At 66.6% G+C, this 21,444-nt stretch carries 19 protein-coding genes and 1 pseudogene; 10 read left to right on the top strand and 10 right to left on the bottom strand.

What is annotated here, in order from left to right; translation table 11 throughout:
- Positions 1 to 40 precede the first annotated feature (40 nt).
- Positions 41 to 1,657: an FAD-dependent monooxygenase gene (locus ACGFNJ_RS04205; protein ID WP_393443158.1), complete on the top strand. Its 1,617-nt coding sequence runs from the start codon at positions 41 to 43 to the stop codon at positions 1,655 to 1,657.
- Positions 1,658 to 1,687: 30 nt separating this feature from the next.
- Here ACGFNJ_RS04205 and ACGFNJ_RS04200 read toward each other — a convergent pair whose 3' ends face one another.
- On the bottom strand, positions 1,688 to 2,134 hold the full coding sequence (locus ACGFNJ_RS04200; protein ID WP_393443156.1) for a PaaI family thioesterase: 447 nt from the start codon (positions 2,132 to 2,134) through the stop codon (positions 1,688 to 1,690).
- The gene (locus ACGFNJ_RS04195; RefSeq protein WP_393443154.1) at positions 2,131 to 2,703 is read right to left on the bottom strand and encodes a TetR/AcrR family transcriptional regulator; all 573 of its coding nucleotides are present in this window, start codon (positions 2,701 to 2,703) and stop codon (positions 2,131 to 2,133) included. Before ACGFNJ_RS04195 ends, ACGFNJ_RS04200 begins: the two co-directional genes overlap by 4 nt.
- A 168-nt stretch (positions 2,704 to 2,871) precedes the next feature.
- Here ACGFNJ_RS04195 and ACGFNJ_RS04190 point away from each other — a divergent pair, with 168 nt between their 5' ends.
- The 3 genes from ACGFNJ_RS04190 (at position 2,872) to ACGFNJ_RS04180 (ending at position 5,987) form a co-directional block, all read left to right on the top strand.
- On the top strand, positions 2,872 to 3,753 hold the full coding sequence (locus ACGFNJ_RS04190; protein WP_393443152.1) for a hypothetical protein: 882 nt from the start codon (positions 2,872 to 2,874) through the stop codon (positions 3,751 to 3,753).
- Between the two features lie 106 nt (positions 3,754 to 3,859).
- Positions 3,860 to 4,930, top strand: coding sequence for a DNA polymerase IV (locus ACGFNJ_RS04185; RefSeq protein WP_393443150.1), 1,071 nt, complete (start codon positions 3,860 to 3,862; stop codon positions 4,928 to 4,930).
- 61 nt (positions 4,931 to 4,991) lie between these two features.
- Positions 4,992 to 5,987, top strand: coding sequence for an oxidoreductase (locus ACGFNJ_RS04180; RefSeq protein ID WP_393443148.1), 996 nt, complete (start codon positions 4,992 to 4,994; stop codon positions 5,985 to 5,987).
- Between the two features lie 81 nt (positions 5,988 to 6,068).
- Here ACGFNJ_RS04180 and ACGFNJ_RS04175 read toward each other — a convergent pair whose 3' ends face one another.
- Positions 6,069 to 7,580 carry an MFS transporter gene (locus tag ACGFNJ_RS04175; RefSeq protein WP_393443146.1) on the bottom strand — a complete coding sequence of 504 codons (1,512 nt, stop codon included), beginning with the start codon at positions 7,578 to 7,580 and terminating at the stop codon, positions 6,069 to 6,071.
- Between the two features lie 125 nt (positions 7,581 to 7,705).
- On the opposite strand from ACGFNJ_RS04175, the gene ACGFNJ_RS04170 reads away from it, so the two are divergent.
- Positions 7,706 to 8,422 (top strand): TetR/AcrR family transcriptional regulator C-terminal domain-containing protein, encoded by a 717-nt coding sequence (locus ACGFNJ_RS04170; protein WP_393443144.1) that lies wholly within the window; start codon positions 7,706 to 7,708, stop codon positions 8,420 to 8,422.
- A 9-nt stretch (positions 8,423 to 8,431) separates the two neighbouring features.
- On the opposite strand, the gene ACGFNJ_RS04165 is transcribed toward ACGFNJ_RS04170, so the two are convergent.
- Both ACGFNJ_RS04165 and ACGFNJ_RS04160 read right to left on the bottom strand, forming a co-directional pair.
- Positions 8,432 to 9,379 carry a DNA-3-methyladenine glycosylase family protein gene (locus ACGFNJ_RS04165; RefSeq protein ID WP_393443142.1) on the bottom strand — a complete coding sequence of 316 codons (948 nt, stop codon included), beginning with the start codon at positions 9,377 to 9,379 and terminating at the stop codon, positions 8,432 to 8,434.
- Between the two features lie 359 nt (positions 9,380 to 9,738).
- A complete protein-coding gene (locus ACGFNJ_RS04160) occupies positions 9,739 to 12,660 on the bottom strand; it encodes an FAD-binding and (Fe-S)-binding domain-containing protein (protein ID WP_393443140.1) in 2,922 nt (973 codons plus the stop codon).
- 150 nt (positions 12,661 to 12,810) lie between these two features.
- Between ACGFNJ_RS04160 and ACGFNJ_RS04155 the strand changes: the two genes are divergently transcribed.
- Positions 12,811 to 14,691, top strand: a complete 1,881-nt coding sequence (locus ACGFNJ_RS04155) for an ABC transporter ATP-binding protein (protein ID WP_393443138.1) — start codon at positions 12,811 to 12,813, stop codon at positions 14,689 to 14,691.
- A gap of 170 nt (positions 14,692 to 14,861) precedes the next feature.
- Here the strand turns inward: ACGFNJ_RS04155 and ACGFNJ_RS04150 are convergent.
- From ACGFNJ_RS04150 to ACGFNJ_RS04135, 4 genes and pseudogenes are all read right to left on the bottom strand, one after another.
- Positions 14,862 to 15,307: pseudogene (locus tag ACGFNJ_RS04150) on the bottom strand (transposase); the annotation flags it as partial.
- A gap of 1,102 nt (positions 15,308 to 16,409) precedes the next feature.
- The gene (locus ACGFNJ_RS04145) at positions 16,410 to 17,933 is read right to left on the bottom strand and encodes an alpha/beta hydrolase (RefSeq protein ID WP_393443136.1); all 1,524 of its coding nucleotides are present in this window, start codon (positions 17,931 to 17,933) and stop codon (positions 16,410 to 16,412) included.
- Positions 17,934 to 18,037: 104 nt separating this feature from the next.
- Entirely contained in the window at positions 18,038 to 18,244 is a 207-nt protein-coding gene (locus ACGFNJ_RS04140) for a hypothetical protein (RefSeq protein ID WP_393443134.1), read from the bottom strand.
- Complete coding sequence (locus tag ACGFNJ_RS04135; protein WP_393443132.1) at positions 18,244 to 18,564, bottom strand: hypothetical protein; 321 nt, start codon at positions 18,562 to 18,564, stop codon at positions 18,244 to 18,246. Before ACGFNJ_RS04135 ends, ACGFNJ_RS04140 begins: the two co-directional genes overlap by 1 nt.
- Positions 18,565 to 18,867: 303 nt before the next feature.
- Here ACGFNJ_RS04135 and ACGFNJ_RS04130 point away from each other — a divergent pair, with 303 nt between their 5' ends.
- The 4 genes from ACGFNJ_RS04130 to ACGFNJ_RS04115 all read left to right on the top strand — a co-directional run bounded on the left by ACGFNJ_RS04130 (position 18,868) and on the right by ACGFNJ_RS04115 (position 20,635).
- Entirely contained in the window at positions 18,868 to 19,821 is a 954-nt protein-coding gene (locus ACGFNJ_RS04130; RefSeq protein ID WP_393443130.1) for a helix-turn-helix domain-containing protein, read from the top strand.
- Positions 19,818 to 20,021 carry a DUF397 domain-containing protein gene (locus ACGFNJ_RS04125; protein WP_393443128.1) on the top strand — a complete coding sequence of 68 codons (204 nt, stop codon included), beginning with the start codon at positions 19,818 to 19,820 and terminating at the stop codon, positions 20,019 to 20,021. The genes ACGFNJ_RS04130 and ACGFNJ_RS04125 overlap by 4 nt, the downstream gene beginning before the upstream one ends.
- A gap of 56 nt (positions 20,022 to 20,077) precedes the next feature.
- The gene (locus ACGFNJ_RS04120; protein WP_069161238.1) at positions 20,078 to 20,302 is read left to right on the top strand and encodes a DUF397 domain-containing protein; all 225 of its coding nucleotides are present in this window, start codon (positions 20,078 to 20,080) and stop codon (positions 20,300 to 20,302) included.
- A 195-nt stretch (positions 20,303 to 20,497) separates the two neighbouring features.
- Positions 20,498 to 20,635 (top strand): hypothetical protein, encoded by a 138-nt coding sequence (locus tag ACGFNJ_RS04115; protein WP_393443126.1) that lies wholly within the window; start codon positions 20,498 to 20,500, stop codon positions 20,633 to 20,635.
- A gap of 62 nt (positions 20,636 to 20,697) precedes the next feature.
- Here ACGFNJ_RS04115 and ACGFNJ_RS04110 read toward each other — a convergent pair whose 3' ends face one another.
- Positions 20,698 to 21,444 (bottom strand): succinate dehydrogenase/fumarate reductase iron-sulfur subunit, encoded by a 747-nt coding sequence (locus ACGFNJ_RS04110; RefSeq protein ID WP_069161240.1) that lies wholly within the window; start codon positions 21,442 to 21,444, stop codon positions 20,698 to 20,700.

Raw genomic sequence — 21,444 nt, 5'->3', positions numbered from 1 at the left:
GTGCAAGGCCGGTGCAAGCGGGGACGCACAGGATCGGAACATGACCTCGACCCAGCAAGTTCCCGTTCTCATCGTCGGCGGTGGCCTGGTCGGACTGTCGGCCGCACTGTTCCTCGAATACCACGGCGTCGCGTTCGTGCTCGTCGAGAAGCGGACCCGGCCTTCGGTGCTGCCGCGTTCCCGTGGTGTGCACACCAGGACCGTCGAGTTGTTCCGGCAGATCGGCATCGACGCCAGGCTGCAGCGTGCGGCCGAGACGGTGTTGAAGTCGGGCCGGTTCGGCGGTGCCAGCCGGGGCGCCACGCTGGTCGACGCCGAATACCTCGACCTCGGTCGGCTCCGCAGCGAGCTGACGAATGCCGAACCGAGCCCGTCGGGCTTCTGCTTCCTGCCACAGGTGTTGCTCGAGCCGCTGCTCGTCGAGGTGGCCGTGGAACGCGGCGGCGACCTGCGGTTCGGTGTCGAACTGCGGGAATTCGAGGCCGACGACACCGGCGTCACCGCCACTGTGCGCGATCAGGCGGGCGGCAGCGCAACCATCCGGGCCGACTATGTGATCGCGGCCGACGGTGCGGGCAGCCCGCTGCGGGAGGCGCTCGGCATCACCGGGTGGGCGCTGCCGCCGACCCACCACTACATCAATGTTTTCGTCAGGGCCGACCTGACCGGGGTGCTGAACGGTCGCACCTTCAGTCAGTGCGAGATCAGCAACGACGACGTGCGCTGTCTTGTGCTGTCGAAGAACAACACCGACGAGTGGTCGTTCCACCTCGAATACGATCCTGCCGCAGAATCTTTCGCCGACTATCCCGCTGAGCGCTGTGCCGAGCTGGTGCGGGCCGCGATCGGCGTGGCCGGTGTCGCGGTCGACGTGGTGGAGCGAAGCGCTTGGGACACCGGGGTATTCGTCGCGGACGAGTACCGTCGCGGCCGGATCTTCCTGGCAGGCGACGCCGCGCACAGTCACGCGCCGTGGGGCGGCTTCGGCGCCAACACCGGAATCGCCGACGCGCACAACCTGATCTGGAAACTGGCGACGGTGCTGTCCGGCACCGCCGGTCCTGCGCTGCTCGACAGCTACCAGCTGGAGCGGCGACCACAGGCGATCGTCGGTGCCGAGCAGGCCCGCCTCGGCACCGATTTCGACACCCGCTACGGCGTCGAAACTCCGGACAACGCCGCGGATCTCGCGCGTCGCATCGATGTCGGCACGGTGATGACCAAGTACCGATACGCCTCGGCCGCGGTGGCGGGTGGCGCGAGCACGCCGCATGTGGAGCGATTGACCGGCCAGGTCGGCACACGGGTGCCGCACACGTGGATCGATCGCGCGCAGCGGATCTCGACACTGGATCTCTGCGGACCCGGCTTCGCGCTGCTGGTCACCGGCGCGTCGGCGGCCTGGCGGGATGCGGTCTCAGCGGCGCAGTGGGACACCGGGATCGACATCACCGTGCACGCGCTTCCGATCGCCGAATGGGCGGACCACACCGGCCTTTCCGAGGGCGGTGCCTTGTTGGTGCGGCCGGACGGGTTCGTCGCGGCACGGTCCGACGAAGGACTGGCGCCGTCGACGCTTGCGACCACACTTCGGGCCGTGACCGGCGGATCGCCCAGTGATGTGCGGACTTCCGATGACGCAACAGTGGACGCCTGACCCGGGCAACCCCTCGTGCCCGGGTGGCTCCTACTTCGCGCCGTTGCCGCCGAGTTCGCGGTCGACGGTACGTGCAGTACCCTGCGCCACCGCACACAGCACCGACGTGCCGTCGGCGCGCTCGGCATAGATGTCGCAGCGGACCACGGCTTGGCGGCGGGTCGCCCCGCTGACCGTGGCCTCGGCCCGCAGCCGAATACCCGCGGCCGGACGCAGATACGTAATGGTGAAGCCACTGGTGAGCACGTTCGCGCCGAGCGCGGTGCCCGCGGCGAAGGTGAGCGCGTTGTCGGCCGCGTAGGCGAGCACGCCGCCGTGCACGAGGCCGAACTGCTGCCCGAGCTCGGGGCGGATCGGGATCGCCAGTGTCACGCAGTCGGCGCCGAACTCGGCGATCTCGGTGCCGACCAGCGTGGCGAAAGGCTGTGCGGCGAGGACCTTTTCGGCGAGGTCGCGGTCGATGGTGGTGGCGTTCACGAGTTTCCTGTCGTTCGAGACGCGGACAGCGTCGACCACGCGGCGTCGGCGAGTTCGTCGGCGACAACGCTCGGCGAGGCGAGCATGTCGCCGCTCAACCACTGCCGCGAGTACTCCTGCGCAGGCCCGAGCCACAGCGCGTACACCAGGTCGAGGCTGAGATCGCGCACTGCCCCGTAGCCGGCGTGCATGCGCCACCAGCGCGCGACGTTGCGCATGAATTCGCGGTTGCTGTCGCTCTCCCGCACTCCCGGCGGCCTGGCGGAGGTGAGTACCTGTGCCCGGTATTGGTTTTCGGCGATCCAGCGCAAGTGTTCGCGGACACCGGCGGTGACCCCTTCGTGTGCGTCGGCGCTGTCGCCGACGACTGCCCAGAAATGCCGTTGGTAGTCCGCGAGTGCGTGCTCCCATACCTGCCGATACAGATCCGCCTTGTCCGGAAAGTGGTGGTAGAGGGCGCCGACGCTGGCACCCGCGGCCTCGCGGATCTGCGCGAGCGTCGCGTCCAACGCCCCGCGTTCCGCGAACTGCCGCTCGGCCGCCATCAGCAACCGATCTCGAATCTTCACATCCAGAATATAATTCTGTTCTCTGACCAGCACAAGATGCTGCTGGATCGCGTGCGGCCCCGAGCCAGACGGCTCCCCACTGGTGCGGACAGCGCGACACCTCCCGGCGCTATTTCACGGCTACAGTGCGCACCGATAGTTTCCCCGGCCACTGCGACAGGAATCTCGATGAGCGGGACTGGCGGCCGCGAAATCATCGCGAAAATGTTCCAGGTAACCAAGCGCCTGACCGCCGCGATCGTCGACAAAGCCGAGCCGCGAATCAGCGAAAAATACCACGAAGTTCCGAACGCGATACGGGACGGCCTTAAACGGGTCGAACACAAAGACGCGCAGTTCGTATCCGAGTTGGACAAGATCGGTCCGGCGGCGCGCATTGGCCACGGAACACACGCTCCCGAGCAGTCAGACGCACCCCTGCTCGTCGCGGACGAGCTCGACAGATTGCACCACTCGGGCGCCCGAGCACGATGGGCGAACTTTCATTCGGCGGAGGTGCCGCGGCGGGAATTCGAGGCTTGGATAACGTCGCCGACCGAAGGACCGCTGCCAGCCCTGCACCCGGACTCTGCGATGAATTGCTGGGAAATGATAGGGCGAGTCGGAGTCGTGGTGGGCGTGGTTACTCACGCTCAGCTGCACAGACTTTATGAGCCAGTTTCCAAGCACCGGCGGAGGTGGTGGGTTGGCTGGCCGAAGAATTGGGCAGATGACATGGCGCGGGAACTCCTTCCGCATGGGAAGCGGCGTTACGTTCCCGGAGATCCCGCCGGTCCGCAACCACAGCGCGGCGATGTGGTCATGTGGGGGAACGGCAACCATGTAGTGGTGGCGACCGGGCGCATGAGCGATGACGGGTCTCCTGAGGTGTACTCGTTCTGGCCACCTCCGAAGGACCCGCTGACCAAGGACCCGGCCACCGGGTCCTGGGGCGCGGTGACCGATGCCGTCCAGATTTCGAGCATCGACAGATTGACTCCCTTCCTCAGAAAAGACACCAAATATGCTGAGCCGTCGCCCGAGGTTTGGTTCGGGCGGGGGCCGTGGTAGCCGGGGATCCTCGTTGGTGGTTCTGGACTGTGCGAGGTCGTGCTCTCGCAGACGGATATCGGCGCGGAAATGCGCACCTGTCACCCCGGTGCGGTATGACGGACACATGGCCAGATGGCTGTTGCATGTCGATCTCGATCAGTTCCAGGCCGCGGTGGAGTTCCGTCGGCATCCGGAGCTGCGCGGCCTGCCGGTCATCGTCGGCGGCAACGGCGATCCGACCGAGCCGCGCAAGGTGGTCACCTGCGCGTCCTACCCGGCGCGGGCGTTCGGAGTCCGGGCGGGCATGGCCTTGCACAGCGCTCAGCGCAAATGCCCGGAAGGTGTTTTCCTGCCGCTGGACATGACCACCTACGAGGAGGCGTCCGACGAGGTGATGGCGCTGCTGCGAACCTTCCCCGGGCGGGTGGAGGTGTGGGGCTGGGACGAGGCGTTCCTGGCCACCGATACCGACGACCCGGAGGCATTGGCCCGCGAAATCCGCAGCGCCATCGAGAAATTGGATCTCACCTGCGCGATCGGCATCGGCGACAACAAGCTCACCGCCAAACTCGCCACCGGCTTCGCCAAGTCGATCGGCAAGTCCGCCGCCGCCCAGCCCACCGACGCGGGCGCAGCCGCAGGCATCTTCCGGCTCACCGCGGCGAACTGGACCGAGGTGATGGCGCACCGGCCGACAAATGCCTTGTGGGGCATCGGATCCCGGATCGCCGCCCGCCTCGCCGACCTCGGCATCGACACCGTCGCCGACCTGATGGCGGCCGACCGGCATCGCCTCGCCGCCGAGTTCGGCCCGAACACCGGCCCCTACCTCTGGGTCCTCGGGCACGGCAAGGGCGACACCGACGTGACCACCGAACCCCGAGTCCCGGTGGGCCGCAGCAAGTCCGAGACCTTCCCACACGACCTCACCGAGCGCGCCGACATCCGCGCCCAGGTGGCCCGCCTCGCCACCGAGGTCGCCGAGGAGATGGCCGAGGCGGGCCGGGTCGGCACCAGAGTCTCGGTCACCGTGCGCACCAACACCTTCTACACCCGAAGCAAGCAGGAAAAGCTGTCAGCGCCGACGATCGATCCCGCCGAGATCAGCGAAACCGCGCTCCGCATCATCGACAGGTTCGAGCTGGACCGACCAGTTCGGCTGCTCGGCGTTCGCCTCGAACTCGTCCCCGAATAGTTCGCCTCGCCTCCCCCGCGGATCCGCCCGGCGGAGCGTCGACGCTCGTATGCTCGTCCGCATGGAGTTCAGGGCGATGGTGGCGCATGAATCGGACGGCGGGATCGTTCTCACCAAACAGGAGGTGGGCGAAGACTTCCTCGGGCCTGGTGACGTGACGATCAAGGTGCACTTCTCCAGCGCGAACTTCAAGGACGGGCTGGCAATCACCGCGGGTGGCGGAGTGGTCCGCAAGTACCCGATCATCCCGGGTATCGACATCACCGGCGAGGTGGTCTCCTCCGAGGACGACGATTTCGCCCCCGGTGACCTCGTGGTGGCGCACGGCTACGACATCGGCGTTTCGCACAACGGCGGTTTCGCCGAGTACGCCAGGGTGCCTGCGGACTGGGTGGTCAAGCTCGACGGACTCAGCCCGCGCGACGCCGCGGCACTCGGCACCGCTGGCTTCACCGCCGGGCTGAGCGTGCAGTCCCTGCTCGACCGGGGACTCACCCCGGACACGGGCGCGGTGCTGGTCACCGGCGCGACCGGCGGCGTCGGCAGCGTGAGCGTCGACATCCTGTCCGGCCTCGGCTTCGAGGTCATCGCCTCCACCGGCAAGACCGACGCGGGCGACCTGCTCGCCGAGCTCGGCGCCAACGAGGTGATCGGCAGGCTGCCCGAGGACCCGGACGCCAAGCCGCGGCCGCTGGCCAAGGCGCGCTGGGCAGGCGCCGTCGACAGCGTCGGCGGCAAGTCGCTCGCCTACATTCTCAGCGCCATCGGCTACGGCGGCGCGGTCGCGGTGAGCGGCCTGACCGGCGGCTCCGGCCTGCCGACCACGGTCATGCCGTTCATCCTGCGCAGCGTCGCATTGCTCGGCATCGACTCGGCCTACGTCCCGATCGAGAAGCGTCGCGAACTGTGGACCCGCCTCGGCAACGAGCTGCGCCCGCAACACCTTTCGACGCTGACGCACGTCGCTCCTGTCACCGAGGCGGCCGAGGTCCTCGCGACCATCCAGGGCGGCAGTCACACCGGGCGCACTGTCTTCAGTGTGCTCGGCGAATTCTGAATCAACCCACGACCCTCGACACCGACAACCGGCCCGATCGGCATGTGCCGATCGGGCCGGTTTCGGGTGAATCCTGTTGCGCTACTTCACCAGCGCCGCCTCTTCGATCCCCTCGGCCTGCGCAGGCTTCTTGTTGCGCATGACGAACAGGGCGACGATCGCGCCGGACAGGATGCCGGCACCGCCCGCGAGGAAGCTGGCCGACATGGCCGAGGTGAACGCTTCCCGTGCCGTACTGAGAAGTGCGCTGTCGCCGGTGGCGGCGGCCAGCGCCAGCGCATCGCTGATCGAGTGCTTGGCGATTTCGGGCGCCGAGTCGGGCATGGTGCTGGTGAACGTGCTGGACAGGATGCTGCCGAGGACCGCGATGCCGAGGGCGGCGCCCGCCTGCTGAATGGTGTCGTTCAGCGCCGAGCCGACGCCCGCCTGCTCCGTCGGCACCGCGCTCATCAGCGCGGCGATGGCCGCGGGCTGTGCGAGGCCCGCACCGGCGCCGAGCACCACCAGCGCGAGGGCGAGCATGCCGAAGCCGCTGTCCGCGGACAGGCTCGCCAACAGGCCGAGGCCGACGGTCGAGATGAGCATGCCGGTGACGGCGAGCGTGCGGTTGCCGACCTTGGTGCCGAGACCGGCGCCGAGTCCGTTGCACACGATGGAGGCGAGCATCATCGGGATGAACGCCAGCCCGGCCTTGGTCGGTGAGTAGCCGAGCACGAACTGCAGGTATTGGGTCAGCACCAGCAGCAGACCACCGTTGGCGACCTGGACCAGGGTCAGTGACAGGCTGCCGCCGGAGAAGTCGCGGTTGCGGAACAGCTGCAGCGGCACCATCGGATGCTCGACGCGGGTCTCCCACACCAGGAAGGCGACGAGCGCGACAACGGCGATGGCGAGCGTGATCAGCGTCGACGCGTGATCGAAACCGGCATTGGGGAATTCGATGATGGTCCACACCAGCGCGGTCATGCCGATCATGGAGAGCACCGCACCCGGCACGTCGGGCTTGGTCCACGGTCCCTTGGACTCCGGCATCAGCACCAGCGCGGCGATGATGGCGACGGCGGCGACCGGGATGTTGATCAAAAACGCTGCGCCCCACCAGAAGTGGGCGATCAGCACGCCGCCGAGCACCGGGCCGCCGACCAGGCCGAGCACCGAAGCGGCACTCCAGAAGCTCATCGCCTTGCGGCGTTCGTCGTCGTCGAACACGGTGATCAGGATGGACAGCGTGCTCGGAAGGACAAGCGCGCCACCGATTCCCATCACGATGCGGGCGATGATCATCTCGATCGGGCTCGTCGCCAGCGTCGCGCCGAGTGAGGCGACGCCGAACAGGACGAGGCCGATGAGCATCACCCGGCGCCTGCCGAACCGGTCGGCGAGGCTGCCCGAGGTGAGCAGCAGACCGGCGAAGACCAGGATGTAGGAGTCCAGGATCCACTGGATGTCTTGCGCACTCGCGTTCAGATCCTCGGCCAGCGGCGGCACTGCCACGGCGAGCACGAAATTGTCGATGACCAGGACCAGCGCGCTGAGACACAGCACGATCAGAATCCACCAGCGTTTCGGGTTGCGGGTGTCCGTCACGTCCATCGGAAGCTCTCTTCTCACAGTGTTGCGTACGACGTTTGCTTGATGCGAACAATGTACGCATCAATTCATCGCGTTCGCAAGTGCGAACATCGTGCGCTATGCTCGCTGCAACGGAAGGAGTCGCGATGCCCGCGGAGAAACAGCAGGTCGGATCGGTGTGGACGCGCCCGCGGCGTGGCAGGGAACAGCCTGCGCTGACCAGGGAGCACATCGTGACCGAGGCCGTCGCCCTGCTCGACGCCGAAGGCATGGAGGCGCTGACCATGCGCCAGCTCGGCACCCGGCTCAATGCCGGCGCGACCTCGCTCTACCGGCACGTCGCCAACCGCGACGAGCTCATCGAGCTGGTCGTCGACGAGGTCTACGGCGAGATCAGGGTTCGTGCGATCACCGATGGGGCGGAATGGCGCTCGGCCGCCGAGGACTGCGCCGAAAGCGTGCGCGCGATGATCCTGCGCCATCCATGGATGGCTTCGACGCTGGGCCAGGTCGGGCTGTCGTACCTCGGCCCGAACGTCATGCGGCTCAACGACGGCTTGGTCGGGATGTTCGAGGTGGGTGGGTTCCCCGCGCAGGAGGCGAGCGATGCCATCAGCGCGCTGATGAGCTATGTGATCGGGATGGGCATCACCGAGGCCGCCTGGCTGGCCATGCTCACCAGGTCCGGGCAGACGGAGCAGGAATTCGTGGCACAGCTGCGACCGGCGGCCGAGGCTGCGGCGAAGGACTATCCGCGATTCCAGCAGGACGATTGGGACAGCGACCCGATCGAGCGTCGCGACCGGAAGTTCCGCTACGGCCTGGTCCGGATCCTGGACGGGCTCGAGGCACGGCGCAGCTGAGCCGGCCTGTCAGTGCCAGGTGTGATCGGTCAGCGGGGTGCGCGGGCCGAACTTCGGCTTGTGCGCCTGGCCGCTGATCTCCAACAGGCGCACGGCCCGATAACGGTGCGGCCGAAGCGGTTCCAGGTATTCGACCATGGTGTCGTCGTCGATCGGATGGCCGAGCAGGGTCCAGCCGACGACCGCAGCGAGGTGGAAATCGCCGACCGACAACGCATCCGCGTCGCCGAAGGCGCGCTGGGCGATCTCGGCGGCGGTCCACACGCCGATGCCGGGGATCGTCCGCAGCCTGCGGGCGGCTTCGGCCGGGTCGACATCCGCCGCGCGCTCCAGTGAGTCCGCCACTCTGGCGGCGCGCACGATCGTCTGGGCGCGCTGCGGGCCGACGTTGGCGCGATGGAACGCCCAGGACGGCACCCGCCGCCAGGTGTCGGCGTCGGGCGGCAGCCGCAGGCCCTCCGGCGCCGGGCCTGGTGCGGGATCGCCGAACTGCCGCACCAGCTTTCGCCACGAGGTGCGGGCCGAGATGGTGTGCACCTTCTGCTCGAGCACCGCGGGGACCAGCGCCTCGAAGACCAGGCCGGTGCGCAGCATCCGCAGTCCGGGGAACCGGCGATGCGCCTCGACGAGCTTGGGATGGTCCGGGACGAAGTTGCCCACGTCCTCGTCCAGGCAGAGCATGTGGTCGAGCCCGTCGAGGAATTCGCCTGCGCCGGGGCCCCACGCCTGCGCGTGCACCGCGCACGGGCCGGACTGGGTCAGCCGGTAGGTGACCGGCCCGGTCGACATGCGGGAGGCGTGCCAATGCGCGCCGTCGCCGGTTGTACGGTGGCACGGATCGCCTGCGCCGCGGCGCAGCGGGGCGATGGTGCTGGCGAGGTCGATCGGACGGTCGGACGTCACGGTCCTGGTCGGACCGGTGGGGTCAACTACCGGCTCGACCGTCGCGTTACGCATCGGTTCATTCTGCCTGACGGGGTGGTGTGGAATGTCCGGTACTCCACTGTTGGTCGGCAAGCTCCTCGCGCCCAACGTAATTCGACGTTATTCGATGCCGATTCTGCATCAATGCAGTTCGCCGGTATTTTGTAACGCGACGAATAAGAGTGGCGATATTGGTGCGATCGGCAAACAGCTGGCAGTCGCCACATGGAGGTATTCATGATCACCAACGTGCTCAACTGGTTGCTCAACGCCTGGGGTGGCGTTTCCGCAGGCAGCTCGGGTTATCAGATCCCGCCGGGCACCCTGCCGTTCGGCAGCTGATCCCGGTGCACGCGCTCGCCGTGCGGTGATTCGGTGAGCGCGTGAAAGTTTCACTGGCCCAGCAGGAATTGGGCTAGATGACGGGCGGAGCGATCGGCCAGCTGGTTGGCTTGGGTGCGGCAGGAGAAGCCGTCGGCGAGGAAGACGGCCTCGTCTGCAGCGTTGCGCAGTGCGGGCAGCATGCCGTTCTCGGCTACCGCGACCGAAATGTCGTAATGGTCGCGCTGCATTCCGAAATTTCCCGCGAGGCCGCAGCATCCGGTGATTTCAGTCACATTCATACCCATTGTGGTTAACAACCGGCGATCGGCGTCGAATCCGAGAATCGCGTGGTGATGGCAATGTGGTTGCACGACCACTGTTCGCGGTGAATGTCGCAGTGGGCGCCAGTCGGGTTGTTCGGTGAGGAACTCGGCGAGCGTGCGCACGGCACGCGCGGTCGCGGCCGCGCGGGGATCGTCAGGAAACAGCTCGGGCAGATCCGCGCGCAGCACCGCGGTGCAGGACGGCTCCAAGCCGACCACGAGGCCGCCTGCGCGCACATGAGTGTCCAGCTCGGTCATGGTGGCGCGCAAGCGTTTCCTGGCGCCGTCCAACTGGCCGGTGCTGATCCAGGTGAGTCCGCAGCACACCCGGCGTTCGGGAATGCGGACCCGGTAGCCGAGTGACTGCAGCAATTGTGCTGCGGCCAGGGCTATTTCGGGGTCGAAGGCATCGGTGAAGGTGTCGATCCACAGCATGACCTCGGGCAGGCGCGCCGTGGGGTCGGCGGACGCCGGGCCGGGTGCCGGAGGTGTTGCCATGGTGTCTGCGGACATGAGCTCGGGCCCCGTGTGGTCTGCGGGTATGAGCTCTGGTCCCGTGGTGTCTGCGGACATGAGCCACGGTCCCGTGGGATCGCCCGCGGGCAGCTCGCCGCCGAGGTCGCGCCAGATGCGGCGAAAGCTGCGTTCCGCCAGGCGCGGCACCTCGCGACGTGGATCAATACCCGCCGCGCGCAAGCCGATTCGGCGCAGCACCGCGACCTCGGCGATCGCGTTCGCGGTGCGGGGCAGCCTGGTCGCGGCGGCCAGCCACCGGGGCAGCCAGCCGAGGGAATAGTGGTCGAGTGGGCGTGGGCGGCGCCGATACCGGCGATACAAGGCCTCGGCCTTGTAGGTGGCGACATCGACCCCCGCTGGGCAGTCGGAACGGCATGCCTTGCAGGACAGGCAGAGATCGAGCGACTCGGCCACCGCGTCGGACGACCAGGGCAGCGCGCCCCTGACCACCTCCTGCAACACCCGCGCGCGGCCACGGGTGCTGTCCTTCTCGTCCTTGGTGGCCAGGTAGGACGGGCACATGAAGCCACCGGCGGCGCGGGTATCCGCACGGCACTTGCCGACACCGACGCAACGATGCACCGCGGTGCTCAGATCGCCGTGGTCATGCGGAAAGGCGAAGCCCGCCATCGGTATTGCCGGAATTCCGGCCACTCGCAGGTCGGCGTCGATCGGCCGAGGATCGATGAGAACGCCGGGGTTCAACACGTTCGCCGGGTCGAAAAGGGCCTTGTATCCGGCGAATACGTCGAGCACCGTGCGGGAGTACATGACGGAGAGCAGCTCCGAGCGGGCGCGACCGTCACCGTGCTCGCCGGACAGCGAACCGCCGTGGCGGACCACCAGGTCGGCGGCATCGAACAGGAAGCGCCGGAAGCGTTGCGGCGCATCGGCGATCGGCAGATCGAGGCGAACATGGATGCAGCCGTCGCCGATGTGGCCGTACAGCAGTCCATCCACGCCGTGTTCGGCGGTCAGGTCGGCGAAGTCGCGGAGGTAGGCGCCGAGTCGCTCCGGCGGCACCGCCGCGTCCTCCCAGCCGGGCCAGGCCGGATGTCCGTCCGCGGTGCGCCCGGCCAGGCCTGCGCCGTCCGCGCGGATATGCCAGAGTGCCGCCGCGGCAACGGGATCGGTGACGATGCGGGAGTCGAGCGCGTCGACAGTGCGGCACAGCTGTTCGGCGCGGGCCAGCGCATCGGCCTGGCTCTCGCCCGCGGACTCCACGAACAACCAGCCGCCGCCACGCGGTAGCTCGGGAACGGTGCTGCGGTGCGCGCGCACCACATCGACCAACCGTGCGTCGATGCCCTCGACCGCGGTCGGCGCGGTGGCCAGCACCGCGGCGACATTGTCCGCGGCGGTGGCGATGTCGGGGTAGCCGAGCACGGTGAGCACGGTAGATCTCGGCAGCGGCACCAGCTCGACCGTCGCGTCGAGCAGCAGACCGCAGGTGCCCTCCGTGCCGACGAACGCCTTCGCCACCGCGGAACCACGTTCCGGCAGTAGATGTTCGAGCCCGTACCCGGAGGCTTGCCGGTCGAAGCGGCCGAGCTCGGTGCGAAGCACCGCGAGATTCGCCATGGTGAACTCGGCGAGTCCCGGCAACACGGACAGGTCGTCGGACAACCTCCGCTCGGTGCCGCCGCCGTCGAGAATCCGCAACTCTCGCACCGTATCCGAGGTTCGCCCCCAGGCGACCGCGCGTGGCCCGCACGCGTTGTTGCCGATCATCCCGCCGAGCGTGCACCGATTCTGCGTCGACGGATCCGGTCCGAAGCGCAGCCCGTGCGGCCGTGCCGCCCGCTGCAATTCCGACAGCACCACCCCCGGCTGCACGTGCGCGATCCGTGCCTGCGGGTCGATGCCGATGACGCGATTCATGTGCCTGCTGAAGTCCAGCACCAGCCCGGGTCCGATCGCGTTCCCGGCCACCGAGGTCCCGCCCCCACGCGCCGTCACCGACAGCCCGTTCTCGCCCGCGAATTCGAGTGCGGCGGCCACATCCTCGTCCCCGCGCGGAAACACGACCGCCGCCGGCAACACCCGATAGTTCGACGCATCCGACGAATACTCCGCCCGCCGCCGCTGCGACCCGTCGACCTCACCCGCGATCCTGCCCCGCAGCCCCGCCACCACTCGGTTCTCGATCACTTCGTCAGCCTAGGCGTGCGGCTTTTGGGGTGGTATTTCGCTGAGCGCGGAATCGGGAACGGGTGGAAACGACTTGCTCTCAACTTTTGTTGAGGTTTTAGTGTCGGTGGGTAGGACTTTGATGGGTGGGGAGCAAGAGGGAGTGTCGACGTGAGTATCGAATCGGTGGCGTGGAGCCAGATGTACCGGCGGGCCAACGCACCGCAGGAGCAGCGGCCGTTCAGCATGGCGACGGCCAGGCGCATCCTGCGGTTCGCCGCGCCGCATCGCCGCCGGATCGGGGTGTTCCTGCTCTTCAGCGTGGTGTCGGCGCTGCTCGCGGTGGCGACGCCGGTGCTGGCGGGCCGGGTCGTCAACAACATCGTCGGCGGCGCGGCGCCACGCATCGTGGTCACCCTCGCGCTGATCATCGCCGTGCTCGCGCTCTTCGACGCGGTGCTCGGGCTCGGTATCCGCTGGCTGTCCTCGCGCATCGGCGAGGGACTCATCCTCGACCTGCGGACCGCGGTCTTCGACCACGTGCAGAAGATGCCGATCGCCTTCTTCACCCGGACGCGGACCGGCGCGTTGGTCAGCCGGCTGAACAACGATGTGATCGGCGCACAGCGCGCCTTCAGCGACACCCTCTCCGGCGTGGTCGCCAACCTGGTCACCCTGGCACTCACCCTCGGCGTGATGCTCAGCATCTCCTGGCAGATCACCATGATCGCCCTCGTGCTGCTCCCGGTATTCGTGATTCCGGCCCGCCGGATGGGCAACCGCCTCGCCGACATGCAGCGCGAGGCGGCCAAACTGAACGCCGCCATGAGCACGCAGATGACCGAGCGCTTCTCCGCGCCGGGCGCCACCCTGGTAAAACTCTTCGGCCGCCCGCACCAGGAATCCGACGAGTTCGCCCTGCGGGCAGGCCGGGTGCGCGATATCGGCGTCCGCACCTCGATGCTGCAGACCATCTTCGTCACTTCGCTCACCCTGGTGTCCGCGCTGGCCATCGCCCTCGTCTACGGACTCGGCGGCTGGTACGCCCTGCGCGGTCAACTCGACGCGGGCGCGGTCGTCGCCCTGTCACTGCTGCTGACCAGGCTCTACACCCCGCTGACGGCCCTGGCCAGCGCACGCATGGAGATCATGGCCGCGCTCGTGAGCTTCGAACGCGTCTTCGAGGTCCTCGACCTGAAGCCCCTGATCGAGGACGCTCCCGACGCGGTGGCGGTACCGGACGGCCCCGTCGCCGTCGAACTGGACAACGTGACCTTCGGCTACCCCGCCGCCGACAAGGTCTCCTTGGCCTCGCTGGAAGACGTCGCCACCTTGGACACCCGCGGCGGCGTCGAGGTACTGCACAACGTCTCGTTCCGCGCCGAGCCCGGCCAGCTCATCGCCCTCGTCGGCTCCTCAGGCGCAGGCAAATCCACCGTCGCCCAACTGGTTTCCCGCCTCTACGACGTCGACGGCGGCACGGTCCGCCTCAACGGCACCGACGTCAGAGAACTGACCACCCGATCCCTGCGCGAAACGGTCGGCCTGGTCACCCAGGACGGCCACCTGTTCCACGACACCATCCGCGCCAACCTCCTGCTGGCCCGCCCCGAAGCCACCGAGCCCGAACTCTGGGATGCTTTGCAGCGCGCGCGGTTACGCGACCTGGTCGAGTCCCTCGCCGACGGCCTGGACACCGTGGTCGGCGAACGCGGCTACCGCCTCTCCGGCGGCGAACGTCAACGCCTGACCATCGCCCGCCTGCTCCTCAAGCAACCCCGCGTGGTCATCCTCGACGAAGCGACCGCGTCTTTGGACTCCACCTCGGAAGCTGCCGTCCAAGAAGCACTCTCGGAAGCACTGGCAGGCCGTACCGCCCTGGTGATCGCCCACCGGCTGTCCACCATCCGCGCCGCCGACCAAATCCTGGTTTTGGAAGAGGGTCGAATCATCGAGCGGGGGACGCATCCTCAACTCCTGGCTGCCGAAGGTCGCTACGCCGAGCTGTACCGCACGCAGTTCGCTGAAGGGCCTACGCCTGTGGCGGCCTGACCAGATCAAAACCTCTCCGCCAGGCCAGGATCGAGGGCCAGGATCGAGGGCCAGGATCGAGGAGTGATGAGTGATCTGGGGCTGGTGAGGTTATGGGTTTTCGCGGTCAGGTCCCATTCGTGGAGCTATCGCTCCACGAATGAGACCTGGTGGCGACACGCCGTAAACGGCTCGGTCATGGTCGATGGGGCGATCTTGACACCGAGCTCTTCGAGCGCGGCACAGATCGACTCGACACCCCATCGCAGACCACCCTCGACCCGGTGGCCCTGGTGTTCGCTGATGAACCTGACGGTCAGCGCTGAGGCCGGTCCAGTTCGGCCGCGAAGAAAGCCGACGCGGCCTTCAGAATTCCGTTGGCACGCTTGAGTTCCGCGTTCTCGCGCCGCAGTCGCTTCAGCTCCGCGGACTCATCACTTGTGATACCCGCAACGACACCAGTGTCGATCTGGCCTTGACGCACCCACTTACGAACCGTCTCCGGGGTTCCGACCCCGAGCAGGTCGGCGACCGCCCTCATGGCAGCCCACTCCGACTCGTACTGTTCGCGGACCTCGACGAACATCCTCACGGCCCGCTCACGCAACTCCTGCGGGTACTTCTTCCTCGACGACACGACTCCATCCTCCTCAAGAGATGAAGTCTCCGGACATACCGGGGGGATTCATGGTTGCTGAACCTGGTTGGCGTGAGAGAAGTGGTTGCGACGCGTACTGCAACACGCACCATTTCTCTCACGCCAACACTTCAAGATCGCTTTGAAGGGCTCCGAGCTGGGCCGCCGTCGCTTGAGCTCGGGCGGCCCACACCGCCTGATCGATGTGAGAGAAGTGGTTGCTGGGCTTCATCGGCGTGAGTGAAGTGGTTGCCGCCCGCGTTGACGGGAGTGTAATGGTTGCTCACCGCCGTTGACGGGAGTCATATGGCGGCAGTACACGCCGAGACGCCCACCATTGGACTCCCGTCAACCTCCCTCGAGATCACTTCCCCGAAAATCTTTGGACCGGACCACAGCCAAGCAACCCGGTCGGGGACGAGAGAACGCGTGAGCGACTGCGGAGGTCAGCCGGGTACGGCACACGACGCCACCACGCTATCGGGTGCAAACCCCGAGACTGTCCCGCTCGCCAGGAGACCGTTCAACCCGCGGATAAACCACCACCCCAAACGCAACACGCTCTACGAAACCCGCACCAACCTCCAAAGCCGCGCCCCTCCAAAGCCGCGCCGGTCTGAGGCCGCGCCGGTCTGAGGCCGCGCCGGTCTGAGGCCGCGCCGGTCTGAGGCCGCGCCGGTCTGAGGCCGCGCCTGTCCGAGGCCGCGCCCGTTCGAGGCCGCGCCCCACGGGCCGGGTTGGGCTGCGGTCGTGCCGCTTTGGGCTCGGCGAAGGCAGAGCTCCTTCGGGTATACGGTCTCCTGACGAATGCGGCAGCCAAGGGTTTGCACTGGAGTAGCGTGGTTGCCTCGCCTGCCGTACCCGGCTGACCTCCGCAGTCGATCACGCGTCGTCCAGTCCCAGCCGGGTTACTTGGCTGTGGTCCCGTTTCGAGAGCTTTCAAGATCAAAGACCAGGATTCAAGATCAAAGACTCTCAGCCGCACACTTTCTGTCTTCCCGCACACGATTTTGCTAGCCAGATCGTGTGCGGGAAGACAGAAAGTGTGCGGGTCTGTGGGTTTCGAGATCAGCTACGTCGAAATGTTCGCGGTCGCTGCCCTCTACTGGGTGGGTTTGTCTGCGGTGCAGGTCAGGTCTTCGGTGGGGAGGGTGCCTTCGGCTAGGTAGGTGTTGATGGTGTTGTTGACGCAGGTGCTGAGGTTGGGGCGGAAGGTTAGGTGGATGCGGACGTCTTGGAGGGTGACCAGGCGGGACTCGGTCATCAGTTGGTGGAGGCGGACGCCGTGGGCGTAGGGGGTGCGTGGGTCGCCGGTGGCTTGGAGGAGGAGGGCGGGGACGGAATTGCGGACGACCGTGGGGGTTTCGACAGGGGCGGGCCAGAAGGCGCAGGGTTGGATGTTGTTTCCTAGTGCGCCGAAGACCGGTTGGGTGGCGCGGGTGTCTTCGATGTTGCGCCAGTACCAGGACGGGTCGCGGGGTGCGCCCGCGTCACCGCAGGCGATTTGGGCGAGGACGGAGTCTTCGCTTTCGCGGAGTTGCGCGACGATGGCGCGCATGCGGGTCGAGCGCGAGGCGGTCGGGGGACCGCCTGCGGCGTCGGCGATTTCGCGGACCGTCTCGGCGACGGCCACGTTCAGTCGGTAGCTGTGCAGCAGGCTGTGCAGGATGAACGGGAACCAGTGGTCGTCGATGGGGTAACCGTCGATGACGATCGGCTGACGGTGGGCCGTGCGGACCAGCTCTTCGATGGTGGCCCGCACCTGCTGTGGTGTGCCGCCGAGCCGGTACGTGTCGTCTTTGGTGGCGGCCCAGATCGCCCAGTTGTCGAGCGCGGCCTCGTCCGCCGGACCCCAATCCTGTACCAGGCCTTCCCAGTACCGGTCCGGGTCGATGTTGCTGTCCAGCACGATCCGTCCGCTGCGCTGCGGGAACATCTGGGTGAACACGGCGCCGAGATAGGTGCCGTAGGAGTCGCCGTAGTAGTCGATGGTTTGTTCGCCGAGGAGCGCACGCACCAGGTCCATGTCGCGCGCGGTGTTGCTGGTGGTGAACTGCCTGAGCATCTCCGGGTCGCGCACCACGCAACTTGCGGCCATGCCCGCGGATAGCACGGTGTCTTGCGCGAAACCGAGCAGATCCAGTCCCGCGGAATGGATCATCTCGCTGATCGGCCACCCGCAGCGCCCGGTGTGCGTGGAGTCGCCGACTCCGCGCGGATCCATGCCGATGAGGTCGTGTGTCGCGAGCACGTCCGGTGACAGCACGTCACCGAGCAGGTCGACGCTGTCCAGCCCGGACCCGCCCGGCCCGCCGGGGTTCGACATCAGGATGCCTTGCCTGCGCGCCGGATCGGTGGCGTGCACCCGCGAGATCGCCACGGTCACGGTGCGGCCGTCGGGCTGCCCGTAGTCCATGGGCGCGAGCACGTCCGCACATTCACCGCCCGCTTTGTCCAAATTCTCGACGCCGCAAGGCTTCCACTCGAGCCGCTGCTGGTAGTACCGGTCCCATCCGGTCGGCGCAGCTCCCTCGGGTACCGCGCCACTCACCGGCGCAGCCGCCATCAGGACAACGGCAACAATCGATACCGAACGCCACAACACAGTCGCCGACACGCCTCTCACACACGGATGATGCGTCGAGAACCGTAGCCGATCTCATGAGCCGATGTGCACCTACATACAACGGGACACGGCGGCCGTGACCGCTATGTCCCGTTGATCATGATTCAGAGCGGAAGCGCGCGTTCGTCGAGCACGCACCTGCCCGCTTCGACGAGCGTCGTCCTCGCCCGGCGGCGGACACGGCACCGGTCGACGGTGCAGTCGAGGTGCAGTTGCATTGCCGCATGGGCTTGTTCGGTTGTCATCACACCGGGGTCGCTCCCGCAGGCGAGCATCGCGGCCACATGCATGTTCAGGTTGGTGAGCTGCATCAGGCAACCTCCACCTGCGTCGCGCCGGCCTTCCATCGATGTCGGGTCGGGGCGACGTACTCCTCGCCCCATGACGATTGTCTGGCGGCCATGCCGAGCGCTTCCAGCGCCGTGAGTCCGACCTCGTCGGCGAGTTCGGCAACGGTGTCGAGCAACGCAGGCACCACTTCGGCAACCCGCAGTGCCGCAACGGCCTGTGCACACGTCAGGGTGCGGCCGGGAAGGTAAGAAACCACCCAGCTCCCATGTCCGACGCTGCGGGCGCGATGCGGGGTGAGATCGCTGGTCATCAAGGACGACGCAATGACATGTACAGCCATGACTCCTCGTTCCTGCGGGCGACTCCTGCTGAGTGCCCGTGGGTTTCGCGAGGGGAACAAAGATGGCGAACGGTCCCTCCGGGCATACTTCCAGCACACCATTGAACAGTGCATGAAACAACGCCCGCGATGGATATCCAAAAATTTCGCGCGAATTCCCAGCACGAAAACCAGCCGGGAGGGGAGGATTCTCCATAGTGGACGAAAGAGCCCGCTGCCCAAGCGAAGTGACGGGGAACCGAGCTTGCTGGTTGCCCCCGCCTGTCCAACGGGTGAGCAGCCGAACACAGAACGGAGCGTGCTGTGTCAGCGAGTTCGGCAAGAGCGTCAGCGAGTTCGGAGCGAGCGTCCGGCGGGTCGGAAAGACCGACCGGTACCGACAGCGCCTCCTCTACCTTACCCCGTCGTCAGCTAGGCCGGTACCTGCGCGATTGGCGCACCCAGGCCGGTCTCACCATCGCCGAGGCATCGCGGCTGATGGAGTGGGGCGCAAGCACTTTGCAGCGCCTGGAGAAGGGGCAGGCCGATCGTATTCGCACCATCGATATCCAAGAGCTGTGTCGCATCTACGGCATCCCTGACGGGCTGGCCGACGGCCTCAAGGGGCTGGCCCAGCAGGCCGCCGTGAAGAGTTGGTGGCATGCGTATGGTGACCTGATCCCCGAAAACTTCGATGTCTACGTGGGTTTGGAGGCATCGGCCCAGCAATTGAGTTCCTACCAATCGGAATTGGTGCTCGGCTTGCTGCAGACGGCGGACTACGCGACGGCCCTGCATCGTCTCGGCTATCCGGATGATCCCGCGGTCGAGTTGGAGCGTCGCGTGCAGCTACGGTTGCAGCGGCAGGCGTTGATCACCAGGAAAGCCTCGCCGGCCACCGTTGCCGTGGTGTTGCACGAGTCGGTCTTGCGCCGGGTCGTCGGTGGCGCCAAAGTGATGGCGGCGCAGCTACGACATCTTGCCGATTTGAGTACCAGTAACAATGTTTCGGTGCGTATCCTGCCGTTCGCGGCCGGCATTCCGCTCGGAGATTCAACGGGACCGTTCACGGTTCTGGAGTTCGGTACCGATAGTAAAGGACAGCCGGTAGAGCCGCCGGTGGTGTATGTGGAGGGTTTCACCGGCGATCTCTACCTCGAAAGACCGGTCGACGTGCAGCGGTACCATCGGGCACACGAGTGCCTCCAGCGCGCCGCGCTGGATATCCAAACCAGTAGACATCTGCTGCGGCAGATAGCGAAGGAGTTTGCGGCATGAGTATCGATCTGTCTGCAGCGCAGTGGTTTACGAGCACGCGCAGCGGAAGCAAGGATTGCGTCGAGGTCGCCTTCCTCGACGGTGGACGTGTCGGTGTCCGCGACAGCAAGAACCCGTGCGGACCCGCCCTGATTTTCACGCCCGGTGAATGGGACACGTTCACATCTTGTGTAACGGAAGGTGAATTCGCCGGTTCGTGACCGCGGTACCGGCAGCCAAGGAGTTCTTTCGTGAGCGAACGTAGCGAGGCGGAGTCGTGAGTATCAACAGTGGCGCGAATGTCGATCTGAGCGGAGCGACCTGGCGCAAGGCGGGTGCGGGCACCGGCAACGACAGTGTGGAGGTCGCCGTGCTGGCAGACGGGCATATCGGGCTACGCGACGGCAAGAATCCCGACGGTCCAGCGCTGGTCTTCACCCCGGCGGAGTGGGCCGCGTTCACCGCGGGCGTGCACGACGGCGAGTTCGACCGCCCGGAATAGACGCGCTCGGCCCGGCCGCGTTGAACGCGCGCCGGGCCCGGTGCCCGCCGCACCGATCGACATGATCACAAAATGGCCGAGATTCGGCCACGGCCTGGTGTTTCGCGTAAGCAACTTTCGGGTAGCCCACTTCTTGTGGACCGTGGGCTCAAAGGTTCCCACTCCCGGTACCGGAAATTACGGCCCGGGGATTGGGTGGAATGGTTGATCGTCGCACTGCTTTTCGCAGTGTCGGCGGTCGGCGTCTTCATTCTCACCGGCTCATTGCTGCCTGCGTTGCTTGTCGGCGTGCTGGTGTGGGTGGTCGCCATCGGTGTGGTGGCAATCTTGTGAAGGGTGCGCGCACCGGCCGGGAGTGATCCCGGCCGGTGCTCACCTGGTCGACGTCGATCAGGTCAACGACGAAACAGTTTGTTGCCCAACCACACCAGTGGATCGTACTTGCGATCGGCCACGCGTTCCTTCAATGGGATCAGCGCGTTATCAGTAATTTTGATATGTTCCGGACAAACCTCGGTACAGCACTTGGTGATGTTGCAGAGTCCGAGGCCTTGTTCGTCCTGCGCGAGGTCGCGTCGATCGCCCACATCGAGTGGATGCATCTCCAATTCCGCGATCCGCATCAGGAATCGGGGCCCGGCGAACGAGGTCTTGTTCTCCTCGTGGTCGCGCACCACGTGACAGGTGTTCTGGCACAGGAAACATTCGATGCACTTGCGGAACTCCTGGGACCGCTCGACATCGACCTGCTTCATCCGGTAGTCGCCCGGCTTCAGATCCGCGGGCGGCGTGAACGACGGGATCTCCCGCGCCTTCTGATAATTGAAGGACACGTCGGTCACAAGATCCTTGATCACCGGGAAGGTGCGCATCGGCGTCACCGTGATGACCTCGGCCTCGGTGAAGGTCGACATCCGCGTCATGCACAGTAGCCGAGGACGCCCGTTGATCTCGGCGGAACACGATCCGCACTTGCCCGCCTTGCAGTTCCAGCGCACCGCGAGGTCGGGTGCCTGGGTGGCCTGTAACCGGTGGATGATGTCGAGCACCACCTCGCCCTCGTTCACCGCGACGGTGAAGTCGTGCAGCTCGCCGCCGTCGAGGTCGCCGCGCCATACGCGGAATTTGGCGTCGTAACCCAT

The organism is Nocardia sp. NPDC049149, assembly GCF_043197455.1.
Lineage (GTDB): Bacteria > Actinomycetota > Actinomycetes > Mycobacteriales > Mycobacteriaceae > Nocardia.
The sequence above is the reverse complement of the archived record's forward strand: the minus strand, read 5'-3'. Positions and strand labels throughout refer to the sequence as shown.

What these genes read in the sequence shown, in the direction of transcription:
- ACGFNJ_RS04140 (WP_393443134.1), bottom strand. Translation starts at nt 18,244, where the DNA reads ATGCAGCTCACCAACCTGAACATGCATGTGGCCGCGATGCTCGCCTGC.
- ACGFNJ_RS04185 (WP_393443150.1), top strand. Translation starts at nt 3,860, where the DNA reads ATGGCCAGATGGCTGTTGCATGTCGATCTCGATCAGTTCCAGGCCGCG.
- ACGFNJ_RS04175 (WP_393443146.1), bottom strand. Translation starts at nt 7,580, where the DNA reads ATGGACGTGACGGACACCCGCAACCCGAAACGCTGGTGGATTCTGATC.
- ACGFNJ_RS04205 (WP_393443158.1), top strand. Translation starts at nt 41, where the DNA reads ATGACCTCGACCCAGCAAGTTCCCGTTCTCATCGTCGGCGGTGGCCTG.
- ACGFNJ_RS04190 (WP_393443152.1), top strand. Translation starts at nt 2,872, where the DNA reads ATGAGCGGGACTGGCGGCCGCGAAATCATCGCGAAAATGTTCCAGGTA.
- ACGFNJ_RS04180 (WP_393443148.1), top strand. Translation starts at nt 4,992, where the DNA reads ATGGAGTTCAGGGCGATGGTGGCGCATGAATCGGACGGCGGGATCGTT.
- ACGFNJ_RS04170 (WP_393443144.1), top strand. Translation starts at nt 7,706, where the DNA reads ATGCCCGCGGAGAAACAGCAGGTCGGATCGGTGTGGACGCGCCCGCGG.
- ACGFNJ_RS04165 (WP_393443142.1), bottom strand. Translation starts at nt 9,379, where the DNA reads ATGCGTAACGCGACGGTCGAGCCGGTAGTTGACCCCACCGGTCCGACC.
- ACGFNJ_RS04135 (WP_393443132.1), bottom strand. Translation starts at nt 18,564, where the DNA reads ATGGCTGTACATGTCATTGCGTCGTCCTTGATGACCAGCGATCTCACC.
- ACGFNJ_RS04125 (WP_393443128.1), top strand. Translation starts at nt 19,818, where the DNA reads ATGAGTATCGATCTGTCTGCAGCGCAGTGGTTTACGAGCACGCGCAGC.
- ACGFNJ_RS04110 (WP_069161240.1), bottom strand. Translation starts at nt 21,444, where the DNA reads ATGGGTTACGACGCCAAATTCCGCGTATGGCGCGGCGACCTCGACGGC.